At 61.7% G+C, this 17,907-nt stretch carries 18 protein-coding genes and 1 pseudogene; all 19 read right to left on the bottom strand.

Features of this window, described 5'->3' with window-relative positions; translation table 11 throughout:
* Nucleotides 1-225 precede the first annotated feature (225 nt).
* Nucleotides 226-561 (bottom strand): annotated as a pseudogene (locus tag DIE11_RS17865) (phage minor tail protein L); the annotation flags it as partial.
* Nucleotides 558-2,459, bottom strand: coding sequence for a tail fiber domain-containing protein (locus DIE11_RS17860; protein ID WP_185633782.1), 1,902 nt, complete (start codon nt 2,457-2,459; stop codon nt 558-560). The gene DIE11_RS17860 and the pseudogene DIE11_RS17865, both read right to left, overlap by 4 nt.
* Nucleotides 2,460-2,467: 8 nt before the next feature.
* A complete protein-coding gene (locus DIE11_RS17855; RefSeq protein ID WP_124626037.1) occupies nt 2,468-2,806 on the bottom strand; it encodes a phage tail protein in 339 nt (112 codons plus the stop codon).
* Nucleotides 2,806-6,906, bottom strand: coding sequence for a phage tail tape measure protein (locus tag DIE11_RS17850; protein WP_124626035.1), 4,101 nt, complete (start codon nt 6,904-6,906; stop codon nt 2,806-2,808). The genes DIE11_RS17855 and DIE11_RS17850 overlap by 1 nt, the downstream gene beginning before the upstream one ends.
* Nucleotides 6,907-6,916: 10 nt before the next feature.
* Nucleotides 6,917-7,198: a DUF4035 domain-containing protein gene (locus DIE11_RS17845; protein WP_124626033.1), complete on the bottom strand. Its 282-nt coding sequence runs from the start codon at nt 7,196-7,198 to the stop codon at nt 6,917-6,919.
* Nucleotides 7,195-7,659 (bottom strand): phage tail assembly chaperone, encoded by a 465-nt coding sequence (locus DIE11_RS17840; RefSeq protein WP_059683618.1) that lies wholly within the window; start codon nt 7,657-7,659, stop codon nt 7,195-7,197. Before DIE11_RS17840 ends, DIE11_RS17845 begins: the two co-directional genes overlap by 4 nt.
* Before the next feature lie 30 nt (nt 7,660-7,689).
* Nucleotides 7,690-8,145 carry a phage tail tube protein gene (locus tag DIE11_RS17835; protein ID WP_124626032.1) on the bottom strand — a complete coding sequence of 152 codons (456 nt, stop codon included), beginning with the start codon at nt 8,143-8,145 and terminating at the stop codon, nt 7,690-7,692.
* A 56-nt stretch (nt 8,146-8,201) separates the two neighbouring features.
* Nucleotides 8,202-8,546, bottom strand: a complete 345-nt coding sequence (locus DIE11_RS17830) for a DUF3168 domain-containing protein (protein ID WP_124626030.1) — start codon at nt 8,544-8,546, stop codon at nt 8,202-8,204.
* Nucleotides 8,543-8,965 carry an HK97-gp10 family putative phage morphogenesis protein gene (locus tag DIE11_RS17825; protein WP_124626027.1) on the bottom strand — a complete coding sequence of 141 codons (423 nt, stop codon included), beginning with the start codon at nt 8,963-8,965 and terminating at the stop codon, nt 8,543-8,545. The genes DIE11_RS17830 and DIE11_RS17825 overlap by 4 nt, the downstream gene beginning before the upstream one ends.
* A complete protein-coding gene (locus DIE11_RS17820; RefSeq protein ID WP_124626026.1) occupies nt 8,958-9,284 on the bottom strand; it encodes a phage head closure protein in 327 nt (108 codons plus the stop codon). Before DIE11_RS17820 ends, DIE11_RS17825 begins: the two co-directional genes overlap by 8 nt.
* Nucleotides 9,284-9,850, bottom strand: coding sequence for a hypothetical protein (locus DIE11_RS17815; protein WP_124626024.1), 567 nt, complete (start codon nt 9,848-9,850; stop codon nt 9,284-9,286). Before DIE11_RS17815 ends, DIE11_RS17820 begins: the two co-directional genes overlap by 1 nt.
* Nucleotides 9,851-9,856: 6 nt before the next feature.
* On the bottom strand, nt 9,857-10,039 hold the full coding sequence (locus DIE11_RS17810; protein WP_124626022.1) for a hypothetical protein: 183 nt from the start codon (nt 10,037-10,039) through the stop codon (nt 9,857-9,859).
* A 59-nt stretch (nt 10,040-10,098) separates the two neighbouring features.
* Nucleotides 10,099-11,406: a phage major capsid protein gene (locus DIE11_RS17805; protein ID WP_124626020.1), complete on the bottom strand. Its 1,308-nt coding sequence runs from the start codon at nt 11,404-11,406 to the stop codon at nt 10,099-10,101.
* A gap of 102 nt (nt 11,407-11,508) precedes the next feature.
* The gene (locus DIE11_RS17800) at nt 11,509-12,477 is read right to left on the bottom strand and encodes a S49 family peptidase (RefSeq protein WP_124626018.1); all 969 of its coding nucleotides are present in this window, start codon (nt 12,475-12,477) and stop codon (nt 11,509-11,511) included.
* Nucleotides 12,474-13,733 carry a phage portal protein gene (locus DIE11_RS17795; protein WP_124626016.1) on the bottom strand — a complete coding sequence of 420 codons (1,260 nt, stop codon included), beginning with the start codon at nt 13,731-13,733 and terminating at the stop codon, nt 12,474-12,476. Before DIE11_RS17795 ends, DIE11_RS17800 begins: the two co-directional genes overlap by 4 nt.
* A gap of 4 nt (nt 13,734-13,737) precedes the next feature.
* Nucleotides 13,738-13,923, bottom strand: a complete 186-nt coding sequence (locus DIE11_RS17790; RefSeq protein ID WP_124626014.1) for a hypothetical protein — start codon at nt 13,921-13,923, stop codon at nt 13,738-13,740.
* Nucleotides 13,920-16,682: a terminase TerL endonuclease subunit gene (locus DIE11_RS36375; RefSeq protein ID WP_185633781.1), complete on the bottom strand. Its 2,763-nt coding sequence runs from the start codon at nt 16,680-16,682 to the stop codon at nt 13,920-13,922. The genes DIE11_RS17790 and DIE11_RS36375 overlap by 4 nt, the downstream gene beginning before the upstream one ends.
* Nucleotides 16,683-16,685: 3 nt before the next feature.
* Complete coding sequence (locus tag DIE11_RS17775; RefSeq protein ID WP_124626012.1) at nt 16,686-17,162, bottom strand: phage terminase small subunit P27 family; 477 nt, start codon at nt 17,160-17,162, stop codon at nt 16,686-16,688.
* A 153-nt stretch (nt 17,163-17,315) separates the two neighbouring features.
* On the bottom strand, nt 17,316-17,672 hold the full coding sequence (locus tag DIE11_RS17770; protein ID WP_124626010.1) for an HNH endonuclease: 357 nt from the start codon (nt 17,670-17,672) through the stop codon (nt 17,316-17,318).
* Between the last annotated feature and the right edge of the window lie 235 nt (nt 17,673-17,907).

Raw genomic sequence — 17,907 nt, 5'->3', positions numbered from 1 at the left:
CGAACCCAGCTTCGACCATGCGGGCTGCGCGAAATCATCCGAGAAGCGAATGGTGTTCGTACGCGCCGTCGAGTACAGAAGCCTGTTCCCCTGCCAGTCGCTGCGCCGGATCGCCGTCACGTTCACGTCGCGAACGACAGACAGGCCGCCCGGACCGGCGAGCTGAAACGCGCGCGTCGCACCGTCACCGATCCCGAACTGTTGGTTCACCGCTATCTGGTCGACCGGGAAGTTGATCGCGTCGAGGTACTTCGCAAGCGTTCGGCGCCGATAGACTCTCGCCCCGACCAGATCGCCCAGCGCGATGCACAGCGCCGTGATCGTGCCGTTGACGTCGCCGACCGTCAGCGTCGGCGACGGTTGCCGCGCATCTGACGTGCGCGCGAACCCGCCCGTCTGAATCGGCCACGGTTTGTACTCCTTCCCTTGCCAGAAGATCGACGTCGACTGCAGGTGTCCGTGGAACCTCATCACGTCGCCACCGATCGCCGCACAGTCGACTTCGAATAACTCAATACGCCGGCCGGGCTCGAGACTCTGAATATCTGCCGTTATTGTCATGCTCGGCTCCGAAGCTCTGCGACGCTGGCTTCCACCTCAGCCATTCTCCTGAGCAAACTGCGCAGAACGGACGAATGGATGGGAATCACCTGGTCGTAGTTGAGTGAAAATCGAACGCCCTCAGGACTCGTCCACCCATCATCATCGACGGTCTCGTGAACACGCTGGTCGCTTGCCAAACGAAGTAGTTCGGGAAAGCCGGCCTTTCCCACCGCTTGCGCCAAAAAACCGAAGTTCTGCACTGCGTCCGGCCCACCTTCCTCGCCAACCCAACGGAAGGACACCGGGTCGACATTCCGCACGAAATCGATCGCACGATTGGGGTCGATCTCGGCGATGTCCGTCTTGAGGCGAGCATCCGACACCGCATCAAACTCGGCCGCCACGATTCGTCCATTAGGGCAGTGAAGCGCGACGCCGACGTTGCCGCCCGCGCCGGTACTCACTCCGGCCCCGCCTTGCGACAAGTAGCCATAATTCGGTAGGTACACTACCTTAGCGCCGTTGAGCTGGAGCCATCCACCCAGCGTGGCGCCATCGATACCCTCGTGAACAATACGATATGCGTTTGCCCCCATCGAGCGACCACCTACTTTCCAGTAGTTGTCGGTGTCCAAACCGAAGTACGCAGCGAAATTGCCCTCGCGATGAAACTGGACTACAGCGGACGCAGATGAATTTCTGTTGTTCGCTATCGTCAGGCATGCGTCTTGTCTAGCCGCATCGATGCCAGCAATGGTCGGCATAGTTCCACTCGCAAAGTAGGTGCCGGCAATATCATTGCTGGCTCTACGTGCGATGTAGTTCGACGGATCGAGATTTCCGCTATCCCACGGCACCTTGCCGGCAAACGTCGGTCTACCAGCCAAGGCCGGCGCCCCAGCCAAATATGCGAGAGTCGCCTCCTGCGAATACGCCGAGATCGACGTGCCGAGTTCGTATTTCAGATTGGCGTACGACGCCGCACCAACCGGCCCGGCTGGCGACGCAGTGACGCCGATGCGAAACCGCATCTTGACTGTTCCCGTCGGCGCAGTGCCGGTCGCCGTCCGAAATGTCGGTGCATTGCCGAAGGGCACAACAGCCGGGGAAATCACGCTCAACAGCACATTCGACGCGTCGACAAACTCAACGCCGATCGCCGCGCCACCTGCCGTCATGCCGGCCGATCCTACGATCCCCTGAATCGCGACCTTGAGCCCGGGTGTAGCAGGAAGGTAATCGCTGTAGTTGTACAACGGCGAACCGTTGAGGACGACCGCGTTCCTGAAGAACGAACCGTTCCCGCCACTCGAATCCCGATCGGCCGTGAAGTTGCTGCCGTTCCAGCCGATATTCCCGAGCTCGCCAGAACCGTTCACGAGCAGATTGGCGCCGGCCATGCCGCCGACCTTCCCGGTCGCGGGCAAGTCGCCAGCAACACCGCCGCCGACGGATAGCGTTCCGCCGACGCTCAGAGCACCATTGATCGACTCATCGTCGCCACTCGCGCGGCCTCGCATGAGCACCCGCCACGTTTTCACGCCATCGGTATCAAACACCGCCGCCTCGCCGGGATTCAGCCCCGACAACCCAACCGTATCGCCGGATCCGTCGCCCGGCGCAAGAAGCACACGCTTCGCGCCAATGTTGACCAGCCACACGACCGAGTCGGCCGCATACTGAGCTGCCCTTCCCAGCTTGACCGTGCCGCCTGCCGCAATGTTGATGCTCACCCGCTTGCCAATATGCGCATCGCCAAGGGCTTGATTTGACGTGATCGGCACGGCTGAGACAATTGCGGCCTGTGCATTCAGCACATCGACGTTCGCGTTGAACTTCGTGTTTGCAGCGCGCTGATCATCGCCACCGACACCAGCTGGGGGCGTGCCAAGGTTTGCTTTTTGAAGATTTGCCATGCCCATTCCTACGGTGCGAATGTCTGTTCAAACTGTGCGGTGATCGTGTACGACTTGCCGTCCTTTACCGGCTCCGAATACTTCTCGCACACGAACCGCCCCTGCTCGCGAAGTGGCGGCGCCCACAAAAACGAGATCGCGCCGGCATGTGCGTCGAGGAACGCCAATATCGCCGTGATCTTGGCCGCACTGCCGACGAACCGCAGGTTGTATGTCGACGACCGATTGTTGAGGCCGTCGGCCGCACGCTGCGTGTACCCATCGCCGAACTCGGCTTTTCGCACATGCAGCGTCGTGTCGCCGCCGAAACCTTGCACGGTCGGCGACCAATTAAATGTGTCGGTCATCACCCCATCCCGTTTTTCAGTTTCCAGAGCGCTCCACCTTGGCGGCTCTCAGTGGCGATGAGCCCCCGCACCATCTGTGTGAGTTTCTTCACGAACTCGGCGCTCGCCATCATCTGCGACGCGTCGCCGGTGCCACCCTCGATCGTCACCGGGATATTCAGCTCGACCCCTCCGCCCGGCGCGCTGAGCGCACGACCCCCAGCCGAGCCGCCGCCAACGAGCCCGCCGTTCGCAAATTTCGCGAAACCGAGATCCTGCCCGCTGTTGATCGCCTCGAGCAGACGAAGCACGCCCGGCTTACGCACCGCCGCGGCCCTCACCACGAATTCCTCGTTCGAAAGCCACGCGGGGATGCTGTCACTCGTCGACGTGCCGGGCCCGGTAACACGCCCGCCCGTGGCGAGGTGGAATCCGTAAGCATTCCCACCGCTACCCGCAATTGCATCCGTCAGGCCGCCACCGATACCGCCCAACAGCGACGACGAACTGAAGCCACCAGCCGCCGACGCGCCCAGCCCCAGGACAGAACCAAGGGCGCTAAACACCGGCGCCATCGCAGCCCGCGCAGCGAACCGCGCCAGATCTGCAATCATGCTGTCCACGAGCCCGCGGAAATCCAGCTTGCCGGTTGCCGCGAACGATGCGACCGCATCCTCGAGGTTGCGAAACGAACTGGTGAATGCTTCTTCCGCCCTGCCTGCGGCGTTCTCCGCGGACTCCTGATACAGCGCGACCGCGCGGCTCGCGCCGACGCGCCAATCACGCTGCATAGTGAGCCGCTGATCGAGATAACCGCGTTCGCGCTCGATCTGCTCGGCCTCGGCCCGGTTGATGCGCTCGATTTCGGCCAGATATTCCGGCGAGCCGAGCGTGCCGTCCTTGCGCGCGCCCTTCGTGAAATCGTCGCGTCGACGTCGAAACTCATCGCCCACGCGGCTCATCGCCTGATTCAGCTCGCGCGCGTTGTCGCCCATCGACATCGACGCGAGCTCGCGTTCGACCTCGCGCTGACGCTCCGACGCGTAGTCGGCCAGCTCGGCATCGATCTGCGAGCTCCGCTCCTTTAGCTTGTTGATCGCGTCGTGATACCGCACCTCCTTCTCAAGCTGCACGGCGCGGTCGTATGCCGCACGAATCGACGCCTGATCGCGGATCAGGCTCTTGTCCCCGTCGGACAGCTTCGCGCGCTTGCCGGCTAGGTCGGTCAGTTTCTGGTCGAAGCCAATGCGATCCTTCTCGGACTGCGTGAGCTTGTCGGTCGCGACCGCCTCGACACGCAATTGCGCGATCCGCTGCGCGATGTTGTCGAGCAAACGCTGGCTTTCCGACTCGCCTCGAGCGCCACCCGAGCGCGCCTTGTGTCCCAACGCCGGCGCATTGACGGTGATGCGCGCGACCTGCGCGGCCGACTCCGAAACCGTATCGTCGAAAGCCTGCTTACCGCGCGCCGCAGCCGCCGCGCGCGCCGCATCAGCGTTGAACCCGAATTTCTCGAATTTCTTGCTGACGAGATCCGCCTGAAATTCAGCAAGCGCCGCCGCAACGACCATCTGCTGGTTCATCAGCGCAAGTTCGCGCGTCAGGTTGTCGATATTCCGACGTGCGCCCGCCTCGGCCTTGGCATCCTTGTCCTGAATCGCCTTTTCGAGCGACTTGTACGCGTCGGCCCGGCCCGCAATCAAGCCGGCCTGCCGTGCCTCCGCCGTGTTGGCGCCCTTCGACTTCGCCTCATACTCGGCGCGCTGCCGCGCAGTCATGCCGATCACGTCGGACGCTTCCTTCAGCTTCTCGACGTACTTGTTCCACGCCTCGGCCGCCATACCGCCGGCAAAGAAATTGTTTTGCTCTGTGAGCAAGCGCACGCCGTCGGCAGCACCTCGCGCAGCGGCATCCATTGCGGCCAGGGTGCGCGCGCCCTTGTCAGCCGCGGCGCCAGCCGTGTCGATCGCTGACGCGGCCTGCACCAGCTCAGCACGCAGATCGTCACCACCCTTCGTTGCGTCGACGAACACGCCGACAAGCCGCGAAAGCTCGCGCGACTTCTCGTCGACGCCAAGATTCTCCGACTTGAGCCGCTTGAGCCCCTCGAGGAACCGGTCGAGCGCCGCCTGATCTTCGTCTGTGACGATCGGCACGCCGTCACCGAACCCCGGCACGATGACGCTTTGCGATGCGCGCACCGCGAGGCTGTTGTATGCGTCGGCGACGTCACTTCGGGCCGATGCCTGTGCCTGCTTCGCACGATTGCGCTCGACCTCCTGCAGCAACGGCGACAATTGCCGGTATTTCTCGATAATCTGGTCGAGCGACGCCTGCATGTCGACCAGGCTCGACGTCGCGCTGCTGGCGTGATCACGGAATACCAGCCAGTTGACCGCGGCGCCGAGCGCTACCGTGCCAACCGTCGCGATAATGCCCGGCAGGCCGCCCATAACCGACAGCAGACCGGTACCGACTGTGCGCATCAGCGAGCCCGCACGTGCGGCAGTAGTCTGTGCCACCGCCGCACGCTCGGTTGCCGCGGCCAGGCCTGCCGTCGCCGCTGTCGCGCCGCGCTCGGCCCGCTCGCGTGCCTGCGTTGCAGCCGCAACCTCGCGCTCGGCGACCGCGAGCCCCTTCTCGGTTTCGGCCAGCGCCGCCGCGTAGCGCGTCTGGTCGACCGTACCCTTGGCCGCCGCAGCTTCCAGCGCCACGCGGCGCTGCTGCGCCAGTGCGAGGGATGCCTCGGCCCGCTCGAGCTCGCCCTGCGCCGCCGCAGTCTCGCGCGCGATCACCGCTGCGTACGGCGTGCCGGCGATCCGCGTGCCAATCTCCTGGCTGTTCGCCAGATTCGACCGCGCGGTCGCGACCTGCGCCACCGCGCTCGCCTCAATCGCACGTGCCTCGGCGAGCTTCGCCTGCGTGTACTGGATCGAGCCGGCCGTCAGCGCCGACTGCATCGCGAGACTTTCGCGCATAGCGCGCATGCCAGCCAATTCAGCCTGTGCCGCAACTTCGGCCGCCTGAGCGTTCTGTAGTTTCGCGGCAGCCGCGTCACGGTCGCCCTGCGCCCGGCTGATAGTCACCAGTGCAGCCGCATTCTCTGCCTGCGCTTTCGCGAGTAGCGCTTGGCGCTCGGCATTCCACGCAATCGCCGACTTTCCCGCGGCTACTGCAGTCTGCACGAAATACACCGCGAGCCGGCCCGCGGCAAGCGACGCACTGATCTTCACGATCTGGTCGATGTGCTCAGCAACATAGATGATGCCTTGCGACAGCTTCGCGCTCGCGCCCGTGGCCTGGTCCGCTTCACCGATGTATTTCAGGATCTCCGTATGCAGACGCGTCATCGACTGATCGACCGTCACCTGCATCTTGGAGAACAACGCGTCCGTGCTCGCCTCGGCGTTCTTCAACGCATCGATGAGGTTTTCGACGGTCAGCTTGCCAGCCTCCGCCAGCCCCTTCAGCTCGGACGAGCTTCGCCCCATCCCGCGCGCGATTGCCTCGGCGACGCCGGGCAGTTCTTCAAGCACACTGTGCAGATCCTGGCCGCGCAACTGACCAGACGCGAAAGCCTGGCCAAGCTGCACGATACCCATCCGCGCCGTATCGGCGGAAACACCGGACAGCGCGACCGCCTTGCTGATCGTCTCGACCAGCGGCCCAACCTGCTTGATCGATAGGCCAAGATGACCCGTGTTGTTCGCGATGCGCTGATACAGCTCAGCGGTTGCATCGAGCGGTTGGCGTGCCGTACGCGCGATTTGAACCACATCGTTTTGCGCGATCGCAAAGTCGATCTGGTCTCGCGTGACGATCTTGAGCCGGTTGCTCAGGTTCGTCCATTCGTCGGCATATTCGACGAGCTGGTGCACGCCGAATGCCGCAGCGGCTGCCTCGGCATACCCGCGAATCGACCCTCGCGCGGCCTCGATCGCGCGCACCGTCACCTGTACGCTTGCCGCGTTCGAAGCGAATGCCGCGTCGGCAGCCCGGCCCCCATCCCGGACTGCGTTGAAATATCCGCCGGCTGACGATGCCAATCCGCGCATCCGACGGTCATATTCCGTCGTGTTGGCGGTCACGCTAACAATCAGTTCGCGCAGACTTGTTGCCATATTTTTCCGCCTACTTTGCCATGCTCATGAGGGCTGCGTAGAACGCATCATCAGCAACCTCTTGAACTTCATCCGATTCGCTACCACCCCAGTTCGGCAACATGTCGGACACCTTCACCTTTGCGCCCTGAGCCTGGAACACTGCCGACGCGACCATCGCGGCATGCAAGTCGTACCGGTCATCGCTGATCGGCGATTCGGCGTCCAATGCCTGCCACAGCACAAACTCGGCCGCTGACATCGACGCGCGCAGCTCGGCAAGCGTCTTGCCAAGGCGCAGCGCCAAAGTCAGTTCAAGTCGGAGGTCGGGGTTTCGGCGGAAGGCTTTTTTCCCGCTTCGTCCGGGTCGACGTTGAGGTCGCCGAGCACGATCGCCTTGGAGACGATACGATCGTGTGCGGCACCGTACGCTTCAGCGACATCCTTGGCATCGTCGTCCTCGAATTCGCGGCGCCAGCCTTCCGGCGTCTCGATGAAAAGGACGCGCACGAACAGACGCGCGTATGACGCCTTGTAATCTTCGGCGCTGACGCGCGCATACTTCGCGCGCGCCGTGTCCTGGTCGTCGTCCTGCTCGACACCCGCCGACGCGCGAAGCGGTTCGAGCCAAAACGCACGGTCCTCGAGCAGAGGCTCGCGCACGGCGACAGTGACGCCGTCCCACTCCGGCATCGGCACAAATTCGTGTTTCCAGCCGGCCAGCGGGTTGAGAATCGCGGCGCGGATCGCGCCAGCTTTTACCTTGTTCGTCATCTTCTATTCCTTGATGGTCCGCGACGTCGATCAACCTGCCGACGGCGGAACTTCCTTCGGCGAACCGCTGACACGTACGCTGTACGTCGACGTCACGATTCCATCGACGCCTGCCGACCACGTGTACTGACGCACCATGCCGACAAACTGGAATTGCGAGCCGTTCCGGAACGTCACGCGGAAAACGTGCTTTTCACCGGTCCCGCGAGCAGCCCGCAGAATCAGCTGGCCTTCGTCGTCGGACGAGTAGTTCCCGTCGACCGAGAACTCGCCCGGATCGGGCAAGCCCAGCTCGTATTCCTTTTCCTCGCTGGCGAGCGTGGTCGAATCAATTTCCGACGACTGTCCGCCCTGCCACTGAATCGTCTTGCTCGTCGTGTTGAGATCGACGAAAACGAGCGTCTTGTCGTCGAGGTTCGTCGACACGGTCTTCGATACCTCCACCTTCGTTCCTTGCGCCTTGATGCGCTTGCTTTTCTCGGCCATAACCCCTCTAAATGAAAAAGGCCCGCACTTGGCGGGCCAAACAGCAAATGAATCGATCAGAACTGCACGGATATTTCCAGGCTCACCCGAAAATCCCCGGTATCGCTCGAAAAATCATCGGGCAACTCACTGACGCCGCCAACGGCGAACTTCCCGCTCGACGACGCCCGGTCGATGACCTGATCGGCCAGCGCATCAGCCTCCGTGTAGGTGCTCGCGTACACGTCGATCTGAAACATTCCCGACTTTCCACCGGTCGCCCCGCCGAGTGCGATATCACGCTCGCCGCTCACGCGAGACACAACGAAATACGGCGACGTCGCCTTCGAACCGGCGACGCCGACGTAGCCCTTTGCGCCGCCTACAGTTCCAATCGCGTCGCGAATGACGAGCGCGCTCAAGCCCCACCTCCGATAACCATATCGATTGCACGCGCGATCTCCGTTCGAATCGCACCCTCGGCCTGAGCGATCGACGCGTCGAACGCCGGCCGCATGAACGGCTCGGCCTTCATGTTCTGCGTACCAAGTTCGACGAATCGCCAGTAAAACGCATTGGTCGCCGAATCCTCCTTCCCCTTCGCTCGAACGCGAACGCCGGCAGTCGCCGCACCGGGCGACTCCTTCTGTCGCAGGGATGCCGAAACGATGTTCCGCTTGAGCTTCCCCGTTTTCTTCGGTGCGCGCGCTCGGGCCTCGTCACGAATGACCTTGGCACCGGCCAAAGTTGCGCGTCGGAGCGCCTTCGTCGACTGAGACTTCGCCAGCTTCGTGAAGTCGGCCTGCAGGTCAGCCAGTCCGAGAATCTGGACACTAGACATACTTCTCTCCCACTTTGACCGACAGGTCCAGATAACCACGAGTCCGAGCGGGCAGCACCGCCGTGATGTCGTACAGCCTGCCGTCGTAACGCACCCGCATCTGCTCGTCGATCCCTGCTCGATAGCGAATGCGCATGCTGGCGACGGTCGAGCCACGAATCGCGCCGGAGATGACGTGTTCCTTTCCGTTCACGAACAGCACGTCGGCCCACGGCTTCGAATGCACGACCCACGCGCCGGGCAACGGTTCGCCGTTCTCGTTTTCTTCCCCGCTCGGTCGCTCAATGACGACTCGCTCTTTCAGTTTTCCGGCTTTCATCAGAACCTCGGCGGAACGGTGATCGAATCGAGCAGGAGGTCCGCATAGCCATCTGGCAACTGTGCGATTGCTTGCCCCTCTGAGAACAGCTCGCGGTGGTCGTAGGCCCATGCAGCCGCAAGCAGCATCCACGACCGCACCGACGGATGCTTTTCGATGTCGACACCAGCCTGATACGTGATCGTCACTGCTCGCGCGTTCGGCCAGTGAGTAGCACCAAGCAGCGCGCACAACGTTTCGCGCCCGAGCTGGACAAGCTCATACCCTTTCGGGTCGAGTGTGGACGCCGTGCCGGTGCCGTCGCGCATTTCGATGCTGTCGACGCGCAGCACTTGACCGACCGACAGCGGAAAGTCACCGACCGGGAAGCCCGCCAGCCGCTCGAAGTAGCGAGCTTTTCGAATTGCGGCCCCCGACTTCCGTTCGGCCGCCTGGCGCGCACCGGGAATCACCGTGCGCTCAATGAAATCCCGTTCATCGCCGTCATCGATTCGACACTGAATCGCAACGTCCTCGAAGGTAAGCGGCTCCGTGTCGTCCAGGTATTCGACGAGAACAGCAGCCATCTGGGATTACCCCTTTGCCGCGGGCTTGCCCGTGTCGGCCTTCTGCGAGGCTTTCGCCTCCTTCGATTCCGGCGCGGATGCCTCCGCGATTTCAGCATCGACGAGCCGGTCTGCGTACGCGTCCTCGAACCCCGCGATATCGCCGGGCGTGTACTGGGCGTAATGCCGCTTGAACTTGATCACCTTCATATTTTTCTCCGAACGGCAGCCCGATCACGACGGATCAAGCCGCACGATTGCGACTTCGCTTACGCGCCCCAGGTCACGCCGGCCAGCACTGAAATCGACTCGACGTGACGCGGGCCGAAGTCGTTCTTCGCGATCACACGGATCAGCGTCTGGTCCCGCTGGAACGCGCTGATCATGTTGCCGTCTGCGTCCTTGTAGGTCGCCTCCTTGCTGTAGTCGATTTCCAGCGTTTCTTCTTCGCCGATGAACACGTCGCCGAAGTCGGTGAAGTAGATTTCCGACTCCTTGCCAGCTTCACCGAGATTGATCGGCACCTGCGTCGTCTTGCCGACCGGGTAGCCCTTGAGCATCCCGTTGGCGAGCTCCGGATAGACCTTGTTGCCGTTCCCGTCGCGCATACCTTCGAGGAATCGGAACGTGCGGGGAGCCATGATCCAGCCGGGTTGCGTCAGATTCGCGTCGGCGTTTTCGAGCGCGAGAATGGCCTTGCCGAGATCCGTCTCGATCTTTTGCAGCGTCGAGCCGTCACTCGCGGTGATGACGTTGCTGGCGAGAGCCCAGAAGCGCAGCCCCCTCGGGGTGTTCGCCGTGCCATCGTCGCGAATGAAGGCCTTGTCTTCGCGCGCGCCGATCGCGGATGTCAGGTCGCCGACCACGATCTGATCGACGTTCGGATTCACGCCGGCGTACTTGATCAGATCGTTTGCGATCGGCACCAGCGCGGCCATCTTCTTCGCCGTGAGCTTCAGATCGTCGAACTGTTGTTGAGTCGTCGGGATGTCGGTGTCGGCGCCGATGTAACCGACGATCGCGCCGCCCTTGAGGCGCGGGATGGTGATGTTTCCGTTCGAGAGCGGCAGCGTACGAGCGCCGAGCTTCCGGACAACGGACTTCGGGCGCAGCAGTTCGATCACCTCGCTCGACAGGTTCTCGGGCACCAGGACACCACCCGCGCCCGGCGAAAGGGTGTTTAGCGACATGGCGACGTCCTCGCCGAAGCCGCGCTCGATTGCAATCTTCGACGCGAGCTGCGCGTCGCCACGCGCTGCAGCGAGCGCGCGAACCATGCGGGCCATCTTCGCGCCCTTGATTTCCGGGGCTTTCGGCTGCGCGGGCACGGACGCCGAAGCCGGCGCAGTGACTGCTGCCGGCGTCGGATCGACCGGCACTGCGGCGGCGGCGGCCATGCGCTCCGCGGCTTCCGCGCGCTCGATTTGCGCAGTCATATCGTTGAACTTCGAACTGAGCTGGTCGAATTCGGCCTGTTGTTCGACCGACAATGCGGTGCCGCCCAACTCGATCTGGGCCAGCGCCTGAACATGCTGGTTGATGGCAGCGCGTTCGCGGCGGAGTTCATTGATGTTCACTTACCCTTCTCCTAAAAAAAATGCCACCCGAAGGTGGCAGTGCTCAACTGAGACGCGAACGCGCTCTGACGTTGATCGTGGAATTCCGATTGTTTGCGACTGTTACATCATGGATTGCATATTCATTGCCGCCGCACGGGCCGACACACTACGTCGGGAGCTCCCGCTCTGACGCTCGGCTCGCGATGCGCGCACTTCCGCAGCAATTCGGTTGATCGCTGCCTGAGGCGTCTCGATGCTGTCCGCCAGCCCGGCGTCGACGCCTTGCTGCCCGAAGAAGATGCCCGCCTGTGTGTCCTTCACCGCCTGAGTGCTCAAGCCACGGAAGTTCGCGATCGCATCGACAAACTGCTTGTAGCTGTTTTGCACCATGCTGGTAAGGAACGATAGCGACTGGTCGCTCAGCGGCTCATGCGGCGTGAGGTCGTTCTTGTGGTCACCGGCAAACACCGACGTCACCTTGATCCCCTGCTGCTCGTCACGCTGCGAAACGTCGAGATGGTTGGCGATCACGCCAATGGACCCGACGCCCGACGTGCGGCTGACGATCACCTTCGAAGCCGCGGCCGCGATGAGATAGCCGCCCGAGAAGGCCGAAAAGTTGACGATGGCCGTGATCGGCTTGACCAGCGATGCGGCGCGAATGTCGTCAGCCAGTTCGAACGCACCGGTCGCGCTGCCGCCATTGCTGTCGATATCGAGCACGATGTGCTCGACAGCCGGATCAGCAACCGCTTGATTCACGGAGGAACGCAAGCCCTCGTAGCTGGTCATCGGCTCGCACGGATTCATGTGCGCCGAACGCGACACAAGGATCCCGGACACAGGAATGATGTCCATGCCGGTATCGGCAACCAACGCTCGCCGACGCTCGGATGCCGCCGCCATCTGTGCACCGCTGTCGTAGTCGTCATCCTCCATGATTTTCGGCTGCACGCCGTTAACGGTCAGGTTGACGATGTTGAGGTTGAGCGCGTGGTTCGCCCACTGAACCGCGAGAGACATCATCGGGTCCGTGACGAGCTGCGGCTGATTGAAAATCAGACTTGCAAGTCTGAGGTGCGGCTTCAAGATAGGATCCTCCCAATTTCGTCGATCTGCGCTTTTGTCGGCTCGGTCTTGCCAGCGGGGAATTGCTGCGGCTTTGACGCATCGACCATGTTCATCGGACTCAGGTAGATGTCGCCGCCGTTGACCGGCGGCATGTTCTCAAGCCGCCGAATGTCGTTGATCGACAGCCAGCCCCACTGGCGCCCGACCGCATATGCGGCGTACCGCGACGACTGATCGCCGCGCAGCAGCCCCGCGAGGTTGTATTCGATGAAATACTGCTTGCGCTCCGAAGGCAGCAAGAGGTCGCGCGTCTTCGCCTGCTCATGCCGCTTGACCCACGGCAACAGCGTGTAGATGACGAACTGGAGCGACTGATGCTCGATATTGCTGAATGTGGCCCCCTCGAGCTCGTTCACCATGTGAGCCGGGATCTTGTAGATCCGCGCGATGTCGAGCGCCGACAGGCGCAGTGCGTCGATCAGCGCTGCGTCAACGTTCGTCATCGACAACGGCTTGAAGGTCATGCCTTCTTGCAACAGAGCGACTTTCTTCGCGTTTCCGGACCCGCCAAATTTCGCGTTCCAGCCGTCCGTGATTCGGTCCACGCTGGCCTGATCCTTCAGCGCCGGACTTTCTTTCGGCCTCTCGATAACGCCCGATAGCGCGGTGCCATTCATGAACGACTTTCCAGCGTACTGTTGGATCGCTTGCGCATGCCCGATTGCGTTTGCATGCAGCAGAACCGGTGACAATCCGGTGTAACCGTTGATCGACATCCAGCGAACGTGATGTACCAACCGCTTCGGCATCGGTTCGGAACCGTAGACTTGATAAACGGGCATCAGGTCCGAGCCCTTCATGACCGTCACCGCCTCATTGTCGAGCGGATACAGCCCTTGGATAACTCCGTCCTGATCGCGATCAATGAAGCTGTAGCTATTGCCGCGCAAACCTGCCGCGACCTGCGATTGCTCTTGGTACTCAAACGGGGTCTGCCAGGGGTTCGGCTCATATTTCAGGATCGAATACAGCGGATGGTCGACTGCCGGCTTCCTGTCGTCGCCCGAACGTTCATACAGTTCGATCGGCAACTGCGCGATGCTCTCCGAAAGCAGCGTGACGCAGTTTTGCAGGACCGTCAGCGACAACGCGCTCGCCGGCGTAACCACCTGGCCGGCATCCGACCGCGCGCTACCTAACAGTGCCGACAGCCATCCTCCTCCGGTCATCTGCGTCTGACTGCCATGGGACAGCAATTGCCTACTGAAGAACATCGGGCTACTCCTTCGGTTGCCCGACTCGCTGTACACGAGCCGCCGCCATATCCGCCAAGAGCGCCCACAACAGAAGCAGGACACCCGCGACAATCAGCCCGATCGGCAGACTGATCAGCGCCACGCCCGTCACCAGCAGCGCGAACCCGAGCAGGCCGGCCACCCAGGCCGCAATACCAATTGAATTCAAACGCCTACTCCTTGATCGTAGATCGACTCAGAATTGACTCGATCGGCCAGCATGGCCCGACCTATCGCCATGATCAGCGCAACCGCGCCGTCGATTTTGTTGTCGTTGCCCTGCTTGATTGGGCGCACGACGTCGTCATTTCCCGGCAGGTTCTTGCCGATAACGTTGCTGACGCACCAGGTCATGATCGGGTTGCCGTCGTGATGGAACCGGCCGGACGTAATCGCCGCCTCCAGCTCCTTCATCGGGTCCGACATGTTCGTGTAGTTCTGCACGATCGTGACGGGCGTCAGCCCTTCGTCCTCGAGCTGGTGAGATAGGTTCGTTGCGCCATGCGGGTCGAGCGGCGTGCATTGCACCGGGCACACCCGACTCGCGTCCTTCGCTTCTTCCAGAATGTCGCGATAGTCGATCTCCGCGCCATCCGTTTCGAGCAGAAAGCCTTGATTGACCCACGCTTGATACCGCTCTGCCATACGACGGTTTTCGGTGTTTCGCACGGTGTCCTCGGGCACCCAGAATCGCGGCGCCACGCAAAAGTAGTGCCGCCGCCCGTCGATATCGCGCCAGAGAAGGCGAGCCATGCTGTTCAAGTCAAGCTTGCGCGCCATGTCGAGCGCAAGCACGCAATCTTGCCCCTCGAACTGTTCAAGGGTCAGCGTGCGGTCTTCGCAGGCTTTCCAGTCTTCGAGGTTGAAATAGCCCGTCTTCGCCGACGTCCAGACGTTCAGATGCTTCGTCTTGAACGTGTTTGTGAAACGCGCCGACTTGATCGCGCGCTGCTGCTGGCTCTCCAGATACTCCTGGTAGACAGAAACTCCGATATTCGGATTGGCCTTTGCCAGCACTCGCGGATCGGTCCAATCGTCCCCTTCGTCAATCGTCCAGATCCACCCGAAAAGCTCGTCGTCCGGAACCGTCCCTTCGAGCATTTCGATCACCTGTCGGCGCTTGTCGTAGCACGGGCCTTCGATATTCGCGCCCGACGTCGTGATGATGAACATTAGCGGCTGCCTGCGCGCGCCCATACCCGTGATCATCGTCTCGTACTGAGCATTCGTATCGTGCTCGTGATACTCATCTTCGATCGCGCACGATGGCGAGGCGCCATCGCCCGGATTGCCGATGATCGGCTCAAAACGACTACCGTCCTCGGGGCGGTTTAGTGCCTGCGCATTGACCTCGATGCCAAGGTGTTCGACGAGCATCGGCGACCGCTTAACCATAAGACGTGCGGGACGGAAAACTTCCCAAGCTTGCCGCTCGGTCGTCGCGCCACAGTACACCTCAGCACCGAATTCATCGTCGGCAGTAAACATGGCGATCCCGACGCCAGCAGCAATCACGCTGTTGTGCGTCAGAACCATCCCCCGGCCGGCCAGATACACGCCCGTCTCGACTTGAATGCAATTTACGACTCGATCACCGACCGGCGTCGCCGAAACAACCGTGCGAGACGCGCTACGCCGCTTCTTGCCATGCGGCGCAAGCTGGCGAGATCGTTTTCGCTCGAGATGCGCAACGCTAAGCCCATCGGGGGGCCAGAATTGAATCTCGTAGTTCGCGCCGCAATCCTTGCCATTCAAGCTCGCGCGATCCATCCGCATCGACGGCTTCATCCCAAGCGAGCGAAGCAACTCCATGACGTTGTCCGCCAGGCGCGCGGAAATCGTGCCGAACACCACCTGCCCTTGTACCGATACATACCCGTCAGTATCGATTAACCCTCGCAGCAACTCGAGCCGCTGGTCAAAGGATGCGCGGAGATACTGAGCCGGGATATGCTTGCGATTGGGCCAAAGCAACCCCAGTTGGCGCAGACGCGCTGCGACGCATTTGTTTCGAGCCTTTTGCGAGCGGTCACCGTCGCTTAACCGATACAGCTTCGTTTCATTGCGATAGCGCCCCACCTCAATACACGGCACACCAGAACGACGTATTTCCTCCGGGATTCCTGGATCCGCTGAAGTGATGGTCGCAGATCTCGAATGCCCATCTCCCAGCCACGCGCCGAGCACATACGGCGGCACCGGCAGTTTCGCTTCTGCCAGTTGAAGAGCACCTGCGAGCGCAATCCGATGCACGAAGTCACCGCGCGCGCCTCCACGAAGTGTTTCAGCAATCTCGCGCGTCTCCACCGTCGGAAGCGGCGCGCGGCTGCCTTTCGGGCGCTTCGTGTACCAGGTTCGCTGTGTTACCCACTCGTGCCGCTCATGAGCAACTATAGTCTCGCCATCTGACAGTCGGAGCTCAATGCAGGGGCCTGCGTAGTGCTCCGTGACAGCAAGCACTCGCTGGGGAGACCCGTCCGCAGCAAACACAATGTCACCTGCGCGCAGATCACCGTGCCTCTTCCAACCGTTCGGAGTAGCTACCGGAGTGTCAATAGCCAGCGCCTTCCCATTCTTTCGCGGCACCTCCCAATACGACTCCCGGAAGCGTCGAAACCCCGTCTTCTTCTTGACCCAACCAAACGTGCACGCCAGTCCGAAGAGTTGCCACGGCTCCAGCGTGACGAGCTGGCGCTTGTACGCCCATTCACCTTTCGTATGCGGCAAAAGCTCAATCAGCCGCAGCTTCTTTTCAGCTTTTGCGGGGTCGAACTTGTACTTGAACGAAGCTGACCTGCTCGCAACAACGTCGTCTAGATGGCGCTGGCACGCCAGCTTCACCCACCGACATGCCAGAACCTTCCCGCGCACAACGTCGCGCGCGAACTGGTTCGCTCGCGCGACCAGCGGAAAAGACTCTCGTGCCATCTTTCAACCCAGCAAATCGGCAAATGGATTGCCGGCGTTCTTCTTTTTCGGACCAATTAGCCGCTGACGGCTCGACGGATCGAGCCCGAGCATGGCTCCAAACGTTGCCATTTGACCGGCGGCCTCCTTCACGACGGTAGCGGCCGGGTTTTTCACCGGACCACCCTGCGCCCCCATTACCACCGGGCCTTCGCGCGCAAGCTGCTCTTGCGCACGCCGCCAGTTGCCATATGCAGCGCAGAAGATCTCGACGTTATGCAGATCCGTGAACTGAAGGATTTTCTGCTTGCACAGCAGGGGCGCTACGCGCTCCCACATTTCCACCGCCTGAGGATCCAGCCATTCCGGCGGTTCGATATTCGTGACCAAACCGAAATCGGGTTCCTGGGTATTTAACTGCCGCTTACCCGGATTCCCGGCGGCCTCCTTTCTTGCGACGGGCTTCGGTCGACGTCCGGAGCGGCCCGCGACTCCGGGCATATTTCGCTCAACCTTTAAATTTCATTTTTCGCGGGTGTGAAAATTTGACGAGGCAGGCGGTCCCGAAGGCGACATCTCTGCGGCTTTTTTACCCCCCCTCCCCACCTGCCCCGGCCGCCGGGCGGTCGACGACAGGGCTGGACCGCGCCCGCGTCACTGCAGCCGCTCGCGCGCCGTCTTCGTCGCATGACAGTCGCGACAGATTGCTTGCAGGTTCTCGTCGCGGTCAGTTCCGCCTCGCGCTTTCGAAACTACGTGGTCAACCGCAGTCGCCGTCGTCACTCGCCCAACTTGCAAGCACGGCTGACAAAGACCGCAGTCGCGACGCAAGATGCGCAATCTGATCTTTTCCCACGCACTTCCGTATCCCCTAGCATGCCGATTACCGCGAACGGTATCTGGCTTCCACTTGACGGCCTCGTGCGCGTGCTGATCGCAGTGCGACTTACCATCCGCAACAAGCGCACCGCATCCCCGGTGCTTGCAGGGCTTCATCGGTCGGGCGGGCATAGACGCACCTCATGCGGATTGGACGCATAAACGAAAAAGCCCGCGAGGCTTTCACCTTGCGGGCTTCAATAAATGGTCGGGTAATGAGATTCGAACTACCAACTCCAGCCGACAAGGCCAGGCGGGCGGTCCACCCCGGGTCAATGCCCAGTCAACCTGGCAAGCCTCTCGAGTCGTCTTCGGCCTTCAACTTACACCCCGCCTCAAATGCCACTCGATCACGTGATGGCACAAA

Source organism: Burkholderia sp. Bp9012 (assembly GCF_003853825.1).
In the GTDB taxonomy this organism is placed as follows: Bacteria; Pseudomonadota; Gammaproteobacteria; order Burkholderiales; family Burkholderiaceae; genus Burkholderia; species Burkholderia diffusa.
This window is presented reverse-complemented; position numbering and strand designations above follow the sequence as displayed.